The sequence below is a fragment of the Vicinamibacterales bacterium genome, assembly GCA_041659285.1.
In the GTDB taxonomy this organism is placed as follows: domain Bacteria; phylum Acidobacteriota; class Vicinamibacteria; order Vicinamibacterales; family UBA2999; genus 12-FULL-67-14b.
The window spans coordinates 1-15,111 of sequence record JBAZYO010000021.1 but is presented as its reverse complement, the minus strand read 5'-3'; the positions used below and the strand labels follow the sequence as shown (position 1 = coordinate 15,111).

Sequence of the window (15,111 nt, the reverse complement as noted above, 5' to 3'; positions counted from 1 at the left end):
TGGAGAGCAACATGCGATCGCGGTTTATCAGCGTCATCACCGGAAGCATCCTCGGCAGCGCCGTGGGGCTCTCCGTGTCGGCCGCCGTCCTGTTCTCGCAGGGCACCCCGCAGCCGGTGCGGGCGGTCACTGACCCGGGCGTCATCACCACCCGCCAGGGCATCACGCCAGCGGGTGTGCAGAGCGTGTTCGACGGGCGTGTGTTCGGCCTCACCTTTGGCGCCACCGACGACGAGGTCTGGGTGCTCACGCGCGCGAACAGTGGCGGCGCCGACCTGTTTCGTCTGGACTGGATGCAGAATCGGGTTCGCCAACAGGCCAAACTGGCGGGCGCGCCGGCCTTGCAGGGTCTCGTGTTCGACCCGGCCCGCCAGAGTCCGTTGGTTGGAATCACGGTGCCTCCCAGGGCCGTCAACAACCGCGAGGGCGGCGCGGTGCAACTGTGGCGCGGCGAGGGCGCGGCGTTCGTGCCGCTGGCGGCCGACCTTGGCCGCCACCTTGGCGGCGCGCCGGCGCTGGCGCGTACCGACAGCGGCGGGCGGGCGGTGGTGCCGCTCGTGTTCGATAACGCGCTGGCCGTCGTCGACGCCGACACCGGCCGGGTGTCGGGCATCGTCAAGACCGGCGGCGTGGCGCCATTCGGCGCTGTCGTCAGCCGGGACGGGCGCACCGCCTGGGTGAGCAACTGGGGCGGCCGTTGGCCGAAGGACGGGGACATCACGGCGCCAACCGGACTGGCTCCCACTGCCGACCGCGTCGTTGTCGACGAGCGCGGCATCGCGTCAACAGGCAGCCTGACCCGTGTCGATCTCGATCGCCTGGCGGTGACGGACACGCTCGCGGTGGGACTGCATCCCACCGCGATGGTCTGGGACGAGCCGCGGCATCGACTCTTCGTGGCCAACGCCAACTCCGACTCGCTGTCGGTCGTCGACACCAGCGCCCAGCGGGTGGTGTCGACGATTCCCCTCGAGCCCTTTGGTTTGAAGCAGAAGGGCGTGGCGCCCACGGCGCTGGCCCTGGCTCCCGATGGCGCGACGCTCTTCGTCGCTCTGGGCGGCCTTAACGCCGTGGCGATTGTCGACACCAAGACGCAGGCCATTCGCGGGCTCATTCCCACGGCGTGGTATCCGAACCACCTGGCGCTCAGCCGCGATGGCTCCAAGCTCGGCATCGCGACGCTGCTTGGCGTCGGTTCAGGTTCGCAAGGCGATCCGAAGCGCCGCTACGTTCACTCGAACCGCGGCACCGTCAGTGTGGTGGCGGTTCCAGACGCGGCGCAGCTCGACAGCTATACGACGGCGGTGGCCGAGAACAATCACATTGCCACGGCCCGTCAGGAGATGGCGCCACGCGGTACGGCCGTCCCCGCGCCGCTGGCCGTGCCGCGACGTGCGGGCGACCCGTCACTGATCGAGCACGTCGTCTACATCATCAAGGAAAACCGGACCTACGATCAGCTCTTCGGCGACTTGCCGAAGGGGAACGGCGAGCCGGCCTTCGTGATGTTCGGCGCGGATGTTACGCCGAACCAACGCAAGCTGGCCGACGAGTTCGTGCTACTCGATAACTTCTACGCCACCGGCGGGAACTCCGGTGATGGTCATCAGTGGGTGACCCAGGCAAACGAGACGAGCTATACGCTCTGGCCCGGCTACGTTGGGCGGAGCTATCCCTTCGACGGCACTGATCCGCTTGCGTACGCCAACACCGGCTTCCTGTGGGACCTCGCGCGCGCGCGCGGCAAGACCGTAAAGGTGTACGGCGAGTACGCCGGCCGCCTGCCGGAGGGCAGGGACAACCAGCGGGGAACACTGCTCGAGCGCTGGAAGGCGGGGGCCGACTTCAGTGGCGAATGGAACGTGACGGCGCCGATCGCCCCACTCAATCAGGTTCTCGCGAAGAACTACCCGCCCTACTCGCAGGCCATTCCCGACGTCGTGCGTGCGCAAATCTTCCTGAAGGACGTCGCCGAATGGACGAAGCGCGGCACCATGCCCAACCTGGTGGTCCTGCAACTGCCGGCCGATCACACTCGTGGGGCGAGTCCCGGAACGTCGTCACCGAAGGCGATGGTCGCCGACAACGACCTGGCGCTCGGCCAGATCGTCGAGGCGCTGTCGCGTACCTCGTTCTGGCCCAAGATGGCCATTTTCGTGGTTGAGGACGATGCGCAGAACGGCGTCGATCACGTGGACGGCCACCGGACCGTGGCGCTGGCGATCTCGCCGTATATCCGCCGTGGCGCCGTCGACTCCACGTTCTATGCGAACCAGAGCATGGTGAAGACGATCGAGCTGATGCTCGGATTGCCCACCATGTCGCTCTTCGACATGATCGCCACCGATATGCGCGCCAGCTTCACCCCCACACCGAATGTGCGGCCGTACTCCACCGTGCAGCCCAAGCAGTCCATCTTCGAACAGAATCCGCCCCTCACCGCGATGCGGGGTCCGCTGCGCGAGGCCGCCCTGTCGACCATGAAGATGCGCTTCGACGTGCCTGACGCGGCGCCGACCGATCGGTTGAACCGCATCGTGTGGGGGCTCGTGAAGGGGTGGAATGAGCCGTATCCCGTTGTCCGCAAGGCGGTGTTCTCGCCCTTTGCGGTTGACGTCGAAGACGACGACCGGGAGCCGCGGAAGCAGTAGTGCCAGGGCGCGACTCGACCGTTGAGGATCAGAGTGAGAGCATTTTGCGGCATCGCCTTGTTACTGTCGTGTGTCGCGCCGGCGTCGTCGGCTGACGCACAACCGTCGGGCATCGCCTCGATCCGGGGGCGTGCGGTGGACGACGACACGCGTGCCGGCCTGCCTGGGGCGCGGGTCGAGCTTCTCCCGCTCGGGCGTTTGATCCCGACCGCTCCTGACGGGGAGTGGGAGTTCAGCAGCCTGGAGCCAGGGAACTACACGGTGCGCGTGACCGCCGATGGGTTCGAGCCGGCGATGCTTGCGGTTGCCGTCCCGAACGGTGGCTCGACGGTCGAGCTCGCCCTGATGCGCCGCCCCTACCGCGTGCACGAGTCCGTGACGGTCAGCGCGGAGCGCGCCGAGGCGCGCGCGTTCGATGTGCCGCGGTCGATCACGGTCATCGAGTCGGGAGCGCTCGACCAGAGGCTCCCCCGCACGACACCCGAGGCGCTCGGGGACGCGCCGGGTGTCTTCATGCAAAAGACCAATCACGGGGGCGGATCGCCGTACTTGCGTGGCCTGGTCGGTAACCAGGTGCTGGTGATGGTCGACGGCATCCGCTTGAACAACGCCACCTTCCGGTACGGCCCGAATCAGTACCTGGCGACGGTGGATCCGGCGAACATCGATCGGATCGAGGTCGTGCGTGGATCGGGCTCCGTGCTGTACGGCAGCGATGCCATGGGTGGCGTCATCAACATCATCACGCGCCGGCCGGTGGGGGTTGGGCTGCCGTTCGCCGTCAGCGGGGGGGCGACGACGAAGGTCATGAGCAGCGGCATGGAGAAGAGCGGTCGATTCAACCTCGCCGTCACCAGCGGGAAGGTCGGGGTCGTTGGCGGCGTGTCGCTGCGCCGCTTCGGCGATCTTCGCGCGGGGGGCGGACTGGGGATCCAGGCGCCGAGTGGCTACGACGAAGTGGCCGGCGATCTCCGTACGGAGTGGCTGGCGACGCCGCGGCAGCGCGTGACGATGGTCTATCAGCACAACCACCAGGGCGACGTCCCGCGATTCGACCAGGTGGCCCAACGGGGCTTCGCGCGCTATTCCTTCAACCCTCAAGTGCGGCAGCTCGGGTACCTGCGATACGAACGCACGTCGCCGAACCCGTTGTGGGCGACCGTGGTGGCGACGGCCTCGTTGCACCGGACGACTGAACAGCGCGAATACCAGCCGCGAAGTTCATCGGTCCTCACCGTCGAACATGACCGGGTGCTCACGAAAGGCTTCTCCATCGAACTGCAGTCGCGGCCTCGCCCCTCACTCTCCCTGGTCTCCGGTCTCGACTACTACGGCGACGCGGTTACCAGCGCCCGGCGCGATCGCGATGAGGCCACCGGCCAGTCCGAGGATCGGCGGGGGCAGTACGCCAGTGGCGCCACGGCGGGCTCGCTGGCGGCCTTCACGCACGCGACGGTGACGAGTCCGCGATGGCGGGCCGACGCGGGCGTCAGGATCAGCCGCTTCACCGTGTCGGCCCCGGACTCCCAGTTCGGGTCGGCTGCGATCGCGCCGACGACCGCAACCGGGAGCGCCGGCGTGCTGCTCACGCTGACCGAGGGCGTGCGCGTGTTCGGATCCGTGGCGCAGGCGTTCCGCGCGCCGAATATCGACGACCTCTCCAGCCTCGGCCAGTTCGACTTCGGCGTCGAGGTACCGGCGCCGGACCTCCAGCCCGAGTCCTCGGTCACCGTCGAAGGCGGAGTCAAGTGGCGAGCCGACGCCGGGTCCGCATCGGTGTCGGCCTACCGCACGGCACTCGATCAACTGATCGACCGGGTGCGGGGTACCTTCGACGGGTCGCCGATGGTCGGCACTCAACCCGTGTATCAGAAAGCCAACGTCGGGTCCGCGTTCATCCGCGGTGTCGAAGCGGACGGCGAGTTCCGCCTGACGCCGTCTCTGACGGCGTCGGGATCCCTGATGTACACCTATGGGCAGGCCACGTCCAGGAACGAGCCCATGCGCCGCATCCCGCCTCTCAACGGACTGCTCGCTCTTCGAGCCGCTCTGACAGAGCGATCCTGGCTGGAAGGCGCCCTTCGGTTTGCCGCCACGCAGGACCGGCTGGCCAGCGGCGACATCGCCGATCACCGGATTGCTCCGGGCGGCACGCCTGGATGGACCGTCTTCACGATCAGCGGGGGCCATCGACTTGGTGAGCGACTCGAGTTCGTGGGCTCCGCGCAGAATCTCTTCGACACGGCCTACCGTACGCACGGCTCCGGGATCGACGGCTACGGCAGGAGCGTGTGGGTCGGCCTTCACGCTGCGCTCCGGTGACCCGTCCGAGAGTGGTGGCTAGCCGTTGCGCCGGGCGGCCCTGGTGGTCCGGTGCGTCGGCGTGGCCGTCCACGGGTCGTCCGGCCACGGATGCCGCGGATAGCGGCCCCGCAGTTCCTTGCGGATTTCCGGGTAGGTCGTCGACCAGAAGCTCTTGAGGTCCTGCGTGGTCTGCACCGGCCGCGCGTTGGGCGCGAGCAGGTGAAACGTAACCGGGATCTTCTTCGGGCCCAGGCGCGGCGTCTCGGCCAGGCCGAAGAGCTCTTGCAGCTTCACCGCGACGGATACAGTGCCGTCGGCGGCGTACTCAAGCCGCATCGAGCGGCCGCTGGGAACGGCGAGTGAGTCCTGCGCGTCGCGATCGATCGCCTGCCGGGTCGTCCACGGCAGATGCGCGGGAAGGTCCAGGTCATTGAATCCTTTCGCGGCTGCCGCGGCGGCGTTCGCCAGGGCGGGCAGGTCGAGCGCGTGGCCCGCAAACGCCGCGCGACGCACGAGCCGCTCGGTCTTCTCGTCGCGGGCGCGGTCGAGCCAGGCCTGGGCTAGCATCGGCGCGGCAACGCCCGGGTCGGCTGGCACATGCCGCTCGCGCAACACGAGCGCGTCGTACCAGTCGGTGGCGTGAGCACGCACGATACCCGTGTCGCGGTCGATGCGGTGGATCACTTCGCTTCGGGTAGGGGCGAGCCATTCCGGTTCGACTCGGCAGGCCGACCGAACCATTGCTTCCGTGGGCGATGTGGCGTCCGGCTTTAGCCGGACCATTCCCGAGGTCACATCCAGCGCGACCAGCCAGTCGCCGTCACGTACGCCGCTCTCGCGTCCCATCACGGCACCGTGGCCTGTCGCCAGGGTTACGCGATCAGCATTCCGCCGCTTCGCCACTCGATCGGGATACCCCGCCAGGATCGACCGCCTGAATGCGGTCTCGTCGATGTGCCTTGCCTTGCGGCCGCCCAGCGCCGCTGCCGCACTGCGTTCAAGGTTCTCGGCGATGCGCTTGAGATGAAACGGCATGCGCGGCCAACTGTCGATGATGGGCAAGAGGTCGCACGAGGTGGACTGGTCGCGGCCCTCGCTCCGACCCGGCTCGGACAACCACGCGCACGCGGCTGACGCTTCGAACGAGCCGAGGCCGTCCACCAGGATGCGGGCGAGTCGCGGGTGCAAGGGCAGTCGCCGCAATAACTGGGCCTGCTCGGTCGCGCGCCCGTTGCGCGCCAGCCCTAGTCGCTCGAGCAATGCAACGGCGATCGCGAGACGCTCGTCGGATGGCCGCTCGAACCAGTCGAACGCCGCGGGATCGCCGCCCCACCCGAGGATCGACAAGACGGGCCCCGCCAGATCGATCCGCTGGACCTCGGGTTCGCGGTGCGGCCGCAAGCGATCGCGCTGGTCCCACAGCCGTCGAACCACGCCCGGGCCCAGCCGCCCCGCGCGGCCGGCCCGCTGATCCGCGGAGTCCTGCGTGATGCGCTCGAGCGTGAGGCTGTCCACGCCGCGGTCGCCGTCGTAGCGCGCCACCTTGTGGAGGCCGGTGTCGATGACGATCGACACGTCCGGCACGGTCAGCGACGTTTCCGCGATGTTGGTGGCCAGAATCACGCGCCGCCGCGCCGCCGGGGCGAGGGCGGCGTCTTGGGCGTCGCTCTCCATCGAACCGTACAGTGACAACAGGTCCACACCGTGACGCGCCGCCGCGGCCTCGGACTCGCGACTCGCGCGGGCAATCTCTCCGGCGCCGGGCAAGAAACACAAGGCATTGCCGCGCGACGCGGGCAGGACCTCGTCGAGGGCTGCCGCGACCGTCTGGCCGGGCGCGTAGCCTACGGCGAGCGGATAGAGGGCCCCGGGCACCTCGATCACCGGGCAGTCGCCGAGAAAGCGCGACACCGGCGCGGTGTCGAGTGTCGCCGACATCACGAGGATGCGCAGGTCGGGCCGCGCCATCCACGCCTGGCGGGCGAGCGCGAGGCCCAGGTCGGCGTGGATGCTGCGCTCGTGGAACTCGTCGACGATGAGCGTGGTGACGTTGCTCAGCAGCGGGTCGTCTTGCAGATATGCGGTCAGGATGCCCTCGGTGACGACGAGCAGCCGGGTGTCAGCGGTCGCCTTCCACTCGAAGCGGATGTGCCAGCCGACCTCGCGGCCCAGCGTCCAGCCGCGTTCATCGGCAATACGACGCGCCATGGCCCTGGCTGCGACCCGCCGCGGCTGCAGCAGGAGCACGCGGCCCTTGTCCACCAGCGCCGGCGGCACGCGCGTGGTCTTGCCGGCCCCCGGCGCCGCCGTCAGCACGGCCGCGCGGTGGCGATCCAGCGCCAGGCGGATCGGGTCGATGAAGGCATCGACAGGGAGCGGGGACGGGGGCACGTCACTTATGATGGCAGACCATGAGCTTCGCGCGTCTTAGCACCTTGGCCAGTGTGATCTGCGTCATCTGTGTCATCTGCGGCCCTGGCCTCCCTGCCATCGGCGGCCCTGTCGGTGTGGCAGCCCAGAACGTGTCGCCGCCGCAGCCGGTGAGGCGCGAGCCGCCGACGACCTTCCGCGCGCCGGCGCGCGCTGACATTCTGCGCGGCGAGTACGGCCGCTATCGGGCGAACAACGACCTCCTCCATTACGACCTCGATGTCCGCGTCGATCCCGACAAGAAAGCCATCAGCGGCAAGAACACCATCCGCTTCAAGATGCTCAAGGACGACACCCGCATCCAGTTGGAGCTCTACGCCAATCTCAACATCGACAAGATCCTGCGCGGACCGGCGACACTGAAGTACGAGCGCGACGCGAACACGGTGTACGTGGACTTCCCCGAGACGCTCAAGGCCGGCCGCACCTATGCGATCGACTTCCACTACACCGGGATGCCGCAGGAGCAGGGCCGCTTCGGCGGCCTCGCCTTCCGACAGGACCCCACCGGCCGCCACTGGATCAACACCGCGAACGAGGGCGAAGGCTCGAGTGTATGGTGGCCGAGCAAGGACCAATGGCGCGATGAGCCTGAGGGTATGGACATCCACGTCGCCGTGCCCAACGGCCTGATCGACGTCTCGAACGGGAAGTTCATGGGCAAGACGGATTTGGGCGACGGCTACACGCGCTGGGACTGGCGCGTGCACTATCCGATCAACTCCTACAACGTATCGCTCAACATCGGCGAGTACGTGCAGTTCTCGGAGAAGCTGGGCGACATGCCGCTCGACTACTTCGTGCTGCCGGGCAGCCTCGAGAAGGCGAAGAAGCAGTTCGCGCAGGCCAGGCCGATGATCGAGGCCTACGAGAAATACGTCGGCAAGTATCCGTTCCCGAAAGACGGCTACAAGCTGATCGAAGTTCCGTATTCAGGGATGGAGCACCAGAGCGCCGTCACCTACGGCAACAAGTTCGCCAACGGCTATCTGGAACGCGACTGGACCGAAGTGGGCGTGAGCCTGAAGTTCGACTTCATCATCATCCACGAGAGCGCCCACGAGTGGTTCGGCAACGCCGTGTCGGCGGCCGACGTCTCCGACATGTGGATCCAGGAGGGCTGGACGACGTATCTCGAGGGCGTCTACGTCGAGGCGCTGTTCGGCTACGACGATGCGCTGAAGTACGTGAATGGCTACAAGAAGAAGGTCGGCAACAAGGAGCCGGTGGTCACGCAGCGCGGCATCCACCGCACGCCCACACAGGACATCTACTTCAAGTGCGCGCTGTTCCTCCACACGCTGCGGAGCGCCGTCAATGACGACGAGCGGTGGTGGAAGCTGGTGCGGGCGACGTTCGAGCACTTCAAGTACCAGAACATCATGACGGAAGACATGGTGCGCTTCTTCAATGCCGAGCTGAAGCAGGACATGACGCCGATCTTCGACCAGTACCTGCGGCGGGCGAATCTGCCAACCTTCGAGATGACGTTTGACGAGAAGGCCGGCACGGTGTCGTATCGCTGGAACGCCGACGAGCGCGGGTTCGCCATGCCGATCAAGGTAGGAACAAAGGGCAGCTGGCAGGTGATTCAGCCGACCGCCGACTGGAAGACCATGCCGAACCAGCTCGGGAAGAACCTGGCAGTCGCCACCGACCTGTTCTACGTGAACGTGGCAATCCTCGATGCGGATGGCCGGCCAGTGAAATAGCAACGGGGCGGCCGGCAAGGCCGCCCCGTCGCGTCCCTACCGCGCGGTGTTGCGGTCGAAGATGATCCAGTTCGTGCCGTCGCTCACGAGCAATACCTGCTCGAAGCGCCGCTCGAGGACGACGGTTTCGTTGGGCCGTCCGCCGACGATGGTGCCGCTTGGCGGACGCACGAGCAGCCGTCCGCGATTGTCCATCCGCCGCACGAGCACGAACCGCGAGCGGGCATCGCCCGGCGCGGGCAGCGTCAGGGTGGTGTTCGGACCCGGCCGCGATTCATCATCATCGTCATCACCGCGGCGCGGCGCCGAGGCGCTCGAGACCAGGACAATCACGCTGGCGTTGCCGGTCGGGAGCGTCACGGCACCGCCGCCGGTGAGCGGCTGCACGACGAACCCGAGGCCGAGGCCGACCGGGCCCGCAACACCTGCGGGACCTTGCGCCCCTGTGGCCCCTGTCGCGCCGGGTTCGCCTTGCGGCCCCTGGCGGCCCGCCGGCCCTTGTGGGCCCGTCGCCCCTGGCGCGCCATCACTGCCGTTGAGGCCGTCGCAGATGTACTGTGCCGCGCCCGCGACGTCGCCGTTGACGAAGATCGGTGTCAGCTTGAGTCCGCCCGCCGCGCAATTGGCGCCTGAGGGTTCTTGCACGCTGAGGATGCTGACGCCATCCTGCCCGGCGGGCCCCGCCGGCCCTGGTGGGCCCGGCTCGCCGGCCGCGCCGTTGAGGCCGTTACTCCCGGCCGGGCCTTGCGGGCCGGTCAACTGCTCGAGCGTGCACCCGAAGGTCGTGACCGCCGCGCCCGGCGCGGTTGCGGGACACCAGTCGGCAGAGTTCTCCACGCCGTCGGCATCGCTGTCCAGCGTGAACACATAGGCCGCGCCGGCATCACTGGCGCGGTCATCGTCGATAACGGCACCGACCACCGCTGTGTCGCCGCTCACCGCCACCGAGTAACCGAAGTAGTCGTCCGCCGCGCCGTCGGCCGCGATCAGCTCCGCCCTCGGCGTCCAGACCCCGCCCGTCCGCTTGAACATATACGCCGAGCCGGAATTCTGGCCAAGTTCGTCATGTAAATAGGCGCCGACCACCACGGTGTCGCCGCTCACCGCGACCGAGTGGCCGAAGTAGTCGCCCAGTATGCCGTCGGCCGCGATCAGCTTCGCCTGTTGCGTCCAGACCCCGCCCGATCGCGCGAACACGTACGCCGAGCCAGGCGGGCCGCCGGTGTTTCCCCAGGCGTCTCCGTAGGCGCCGACCACCGCGGTGTCGCCGCTCACCGCCACCGAGTAGCCGAAGAGGTCGCCGTCCGCGGTGTCGGCCCCATTCAGCTTTGCCTGCGGCGTCCAGACCCCGTTCGTCCGCGTGAACACGTACGCCGACCCGGCATAGTAATAGTCCCGGTAGGCGCCGACCACCACGGTGTCGGCGCTCACCGCCACCGAGTAGCCGAAGAAGTTGGAAACTACACCGTCGAACCCGGCCAACGTCGCCTGTCGCGTCCAGACCCCGCTCGTCCGCGTGAACACATACGCTGCGCCGTTCTCGCTGTTGTGTCGAAAGGCGCCGACCACCACGGTGTCTCCGCTCACTGCCACCGAGTAGCCGAAGGAGTCGCCCGCTGCGACATCAGCCGCGGTCAGCTTCGCCTGCTGCGTCCAGGCGCCGTTGGTCCGCGTGAACACGTACGCCGACCCGGATTGGCTCGCGTCTCCATATGCGCCGACCACCACGGTGTCGCCGCTCACGGCCACCGAGTAGCCAAAGAGGTCGCCGCTCGCGCGGTCAGCCGCGGTCAGCTTCGCCTGCTGCGTCCAGACCCCGCCCGTCCGCGTGAGCACATATGCAGCGCCGGCCTCGCCGTCGTGTCGAGGGGCGCCGACCACCGCCGTGTCTGCGCTCACCGCCACCGAGTAGCCGAAGTGGTCGCCTGCCCCGCCATCGGGCGCGAGGAGTTGGCCTTGGAACGTCGCCTGCGCCCGGGCGGTGCCGGCCGCCAATAGCAGCCATGCCAAGCCCCACGCGCACCCCATCAGCCATCGTCGCAGCTGTCCAGCCGTCGCCCTTGTTCTTCTCACGGTTATCTCCCCTTGTTCCGCTCCGACCGCGGCAAGGGCCAAGGATGGCGAACCTGGGCAGGACGCCGGAATAGGTACGACTACCTAGATCTGTATCCGTGACGCCACCTATTCGGTAGAATCCGAGAACCCCCGGCACCGATCGGCTATGTCCCGCGTCCTGCGTATCTCCGCCTTCGGTCTGTGGCTGGTGTTGTGGACGGTGTCCTCTTCACTGGCGGCCGCGACGCTGTACCGAATCGACACCTGGACCACCGCCGATGGGTTGCCCACCAACTCGGTGAATGCCGTCCTGCAAACGCGCGACGGCTTCCTGTGGCTGGCGACCTACGGTGGCCTCGTGCGCTTCGATGGCACCCGGCTGAAGACCTACACCACTGACAACACGCCAGGACTGAGGACGGGACGCCTCATCTCGCTCTACGAGAGTCGTGATGGCGCGCTGTGGCTCACGTCCGAGGGCCTGGGCGTGACCCGCGTTGTCGATGGCCGGTTCATCTCGTACTCGACGGCCGACGGCCTGCCCGACAACGACGTCGCCGCCCTGTTCGAACTGCCGGACGGCACCCTGATGGTCGACACCAGGAAAGGCGCGGTGCGCTGGGATGGCGGCCGGTTTATCGCCGACCCTGGGCTGCCGAGCCTCGGCGACTCGGGCCGCGCAGTCCTGGGCCGATCCGAAGCAGGGGCGATCTGGTATCGCGATGCCGGCGGCCTGCATCGATTCGACGGCGGGCGGGTGACGCGCACGGTCCGGCTCGAGGTCGTTCCGCTGAGCGCCTACGAAGACCGAGCGGGCCGGCTGTGGTTGCAGCTGCCGACCGCTGGCGGCGATCCGAGACGGCAACTGGCGTGTCTGTGCGACGGGCGCCTTGTCCGCTATGGCGCCGGCGACGGCCTGCCAGACGCCGGAGCCATTTCGTGGTCGGAGGATCGCGATGGCCACGTGTGGTTTGGATTTCGCGGCAACGGCGGACTGGTGCGCTTCGACGGCCAAGGGTTCGCGGCTTTGACCACCAGCGACGGATTGCCCGGACCGAACGTCGAGAAGGTGTTCCAGGATCGTGAGGGCACCTTGTGGGCGCCCACCGACGGCGGGCTGGCCCGGCTCACCGCCAAGCCGCTGATTTCCTACTCTGCCAAGGATGGCCTGGAACACGACAACACCTACGTCGTCTACGCCGACCGGCGCGGCGATCTCTGGATCGCCGGCGCGCCGGGCCTGACCCGCTACCGCGATCGACGCTTCGAACCGATGTCTGCCGTATTCGGTCTCGAGGGACAGTTTATCAACGCCATCTTCGAAGATCGTGACGGCGTTCTCTGGCTCGGCTTGTTGGACGGCAGCATCCGCCGCATCGCCAACGGCCGCGTTGCGGTCATCCCGGCTGCGGCCGGCACGGCCCTTCGCGCGATTTACCAGGGCAAGGGCCCAGAGGTGTGGCTGGGCGGCCGCAACGGCCTGGCCCGCTACCGCGACGGTGTGATCACGCCGTTGGCTGAAGGCTACCCAGGCGGCGAAGTGCACGTGTTGCACGAGGACCGTGACGGAGCGCTATGGGGCGGCACCAATGCGGGGGTGGTGCGTTTTCGCGACGGCCGGTTCACGAAATTCGGCACGGCCGAAGGCATCACCGGCCAGCCCATCGTCCGCGCCATTCACGAAGACGTTGACGGCACACTGTGGTTTGGCACCTACGACAGCGGCCTCCTCAGGTTTCGCGACGGCCGCTTCACCGTGGTGACCACTCGCGACGGATTGTTCGCCACGGGCGCGTTTCAAATCATCGAAGATCGGCAGCAGCGTTTCTGGATCACGTCGAATGCCGGTATCTACCGCGTGTCGCGCCGCGAGCTCGACGACTTTGCCGCCGGCAAGATTCGGCACGTCAACTCGGTTGCCTACGGCACGCGCGATGGCATGCTGCATTCCGAGTGCAACGGCGGCACGCAGCCGGCCGGCGCGACCGATCGCGACGGCCGTATCTGGTTCCCCACGCAGCGCGGCGTCGTAGTCGTGGATCCCGAAACCATACCCATCAATCGGCAGCCACCGCCCGTCGTCATCACCCAGGCGAGTGTCGCCAACGAGCCGGTCGACGCCGCGGCCGGCATCGAAATCCGCTCGGGACCCACTGCGCTCGAGGTGCAGTTCGCGGCGCTCACGTTCGTGCGGCCCGAGCATTCACGGTTCCGTTACATGATGGAAGGCCTGGACCAGGACTGGACCGACGCCGGGACCGAGCGCTCGGCGCGCTACGCACAGTTGCCGTACGGCAACTTCTATTTCCGCGTCATCGCCGCCAACCGTGACGGCGTCTGGAACACCGAAGGCGCCCGAATCGCGGTGGTGGTGGTGCCGCCCTTCTGGCGCACGCAGTGGTTCTTCGCGCTGATGGTGATCGCTGCCGCCGCCGCGGCGTTTGCCGGCCACACCTGGCGCATGAAGTTGATCCGCCGTGAGCAGGATCGGCAGAAGGCATTCTCGCGCCAGTTGATCGAATTGCAGGAGGCGGAGCGCACGCGCATTGCCGCCGGTCTGCATGATGGCTTGCAGCAGAGCCTGCTGGTGATCAGGAACTGGGCGCTGCTGGCCCAGAACGCGCAGCCTTCAGAGCCGGCCGTCGCCCAGCGCCTTCGCGAGATCGACGGCGTCGCCGCCCAGGCCCTGAACGACGTGCGCGACATCGTCGAGGACCTGACCCCGCATCAGCTCGAGCGCTTGGGGCTTGCGGCCTCCGTCGCCGAGATGGTGGACACGGTCGCGGCGTCGTGCGCGATTAAGTTCGAGTGCCGCACCACGGATGTCGCTGGCCGGTTGCCGGCGGCGGCTGAGTTGACGCTGTTTCGCATCATCCAGGAGGCCGTCACCAACCTGGTGAAGCACTCGAATGCCCGATCTGCCACCGTCACGCTCGAAGCAGACGCGTCGGTCGTCCGCGTGCGGGTGCAGGACGATGGCGATGGGTTCGAGCCGGGCGAAATGGCGGCCCGGCGTGGCGGCGCTGGCGGGTTCGGGCTGTTTGGCATGTCGGAGCGAATCGCCATGATTGGCGGCCGCCTGGCGATTGAATCAGCGCCGGGCAAGGGCACGGTGGTGGCCGCCGAAGTGCCGATGGCCGGGAGTCCGATGTGAGCGGCGCCGTCCGGATCCGCGTGCTGCTTGCCGACGACCATCCGTTGATCCGCATGGGCCTGCGGTCGGTGCTTGATGCGTCGCCCGATGTCACCGTGGTGGCCGAGGCCGACAACGGGACGACGGCTCTGGAGCAGATTCACGCGTTGGTCCCCGACGTGGCCGTGCTCGATCTGGAAATGCCAGGCCAGGACGGAATCGCCGTCGCCCTTGCCATCCAGCAAGCCCGATTGCCGGTGAAGCCCGTGCTGCTGACCGCCCATCGCAAGCCGGCGCTGGTGCACCGGGCACTTGATTCAGGATTGCTGGGTTATGTGCTGAAGGATGCCGCGGTCACCGAGATTCTTGATTGCGTCCGCCAGGTGCATGCCGGCCACCACTACGTGAGTCCTCAATTGTCGAGCTTGCTCGTGTCGAGGCGGAGTCGCGCCACGGCACTCGCCGCGACCACACCCGGGCTGGAGGAGCTGACGCCCACCGAGCGCGACGTGCTGGCGCGCGTGGCCCAGGGGCAGACCAGCCGCGAGATCGGTGAGCTCATGTTCATCAGTCATCGGACCGTGGAGCACCACCGCGCCAATATTGCCGAGAAGCTCAACCTGCGGGGCGCGAATGCGCTGATGAGGTTTGCCATTGCCCACCGCTCCGAGCTGTCGTGATAACTTGGACGGAACCGCCAGGGGTATCCGGCGGCGCCCCATACAGGGGCGCCCTACCTGTAGGGCACCGCTTCAGTGGTGCCGTTGGATTGAGACACACCCTGGAACCTGATCCCGTTGACACGGGCGGAGGGAGTGCGGAGATG

General features: G+C 67.6%; 7 protein-coding genes. 5 read left to right on the top strand and 2 right to left on the bottom strand.

The genetic code is table 11. The features are described 5' to 3' along the window. The first annotated feature begins 11 nt into the window (after nucleotides 1-11). Nucleotides 12-2,651 (top strand): alkaline phosphatase family protein, encoded by a 2,640-nt coding sequence (locus WC815_22610; GenBank protein MFA5911579.1) that lies wholly within the window; start codon nucleotides 12-14, stop codon nucleotides 2,649-2,651. Between the two features lie 33 nt (nucleotides 2,652-2,684). Next, nucleotides 2,685-4,973 carry a TonB-dependent receptor gene (locus WC815_22605; protein MFA5911578.1) on the top strand — a complete coding sequence of 763 codons (2,289 nt, stop codon included), beginning with the start codon at nucleotides 2,685-2,687 and terminating at the stop codon, nucleotides 4,971-4,973. Nucleotides 4,974-4,991: 18 nt separating this feature from the next. On the opposite strand, the gene WC815_22600 is transcribed toward WC815_22605, so the two are convergent. Then, complete coding sequence (locus WC815_22600; protein MFA5911577.1) at nucleotides 4,992-7,346, bottom strand: ATP-dependent helicase C-terminal domain-containing protein; 2,355 nt, start codon at nucleotides 7,344-7,346, stop codon at nucleotides 4,992-4,994. A 116-nt stretch (nucleotides 7,347-7,462) separates the two neighbouring features. Between WC815_22600 and WC815_22595 the strand changes: the two genes are divergently transcribed. Next, on the top strand, nucleotides 7,463-9,097 hold the full coding sequence (locus WC815_22595; protein MFA5911576.1) for a M1 family metallopeptidase: 1,635 nt from the start codon (nucleotides 7,463-7,465) through the stop codon (nucleotides 9,095-9,097). A 36-nt stretch (nucleotides 9,098-9,133) separates the two neighbouring features. On the opposite strand, the gene WC815_22590 is transcribed toward WC815_22595, so the two are convergent. Next, nucleotides 9,134-11,170 (bottom strand): hypothetical protein, encoded by a 2,037-nt coding sequence (locus tag WC815_22590; GenBank protein ID MFA5911575.1) that lies wholly within the window; start codon nucleotides 11,168-11,170, stop codon nucleotides 9,134-9,136. A gap of 148 nt (nucleotides 11,171-11,318) precedes the next feature. Here WC815_22590 and WC815_22585 point away from each other — a divergent pair, with 148 nt between their 5' ends. Both WC815_22585 and WC815_22580 read left to right on the top strand, forming a co-directional pair. Further along, on the top strand, nucleotides 11,319-14,306 hold the full coding sequence (locus WC815_22585) for a two-component regulator propeller domain-containing protein (GenBank protein MFA5911574.1): 2,988 nt from the start codon (nucleotides 11,319-11,321) through the stop codon (nucleotides 14,304-14,306). After that, nucleotides 14,303-14,965, top strand: a complete 663-nt coding sequence (locus WC815_22580) for a response regulator transcription factor (GenBank protein MFA5911573.1) — start codon at nucleotides 14,303-14,305, stop codon at nucleotides 14,963-14,965. The genes WC815_22585 and WC815_22580 overlap by 4 nt, the downstream gene beginning before the upstream one ends. The last annotated feature ends 146 nt before the right edge of the window (nucleotides 14,966-15,111 follow it).

Excerpts from the sequence above, each read along its gene's own strand:
- WC815_22610 (MFA5911579.1), top strand. The coding sequence starts at position 12 with ATGCGATCGCGGTTTATCAGCGTCATCACCGGAAGCATCCTCGGCAGC.
- WC815_22585 (MFA5911574.1), top strand. The coding sequence starts at position 11,319 with ATGTCCCGCGTCCTGCGTATCTCCGCCTTCGGTCTGTGGCTGGTGTTG.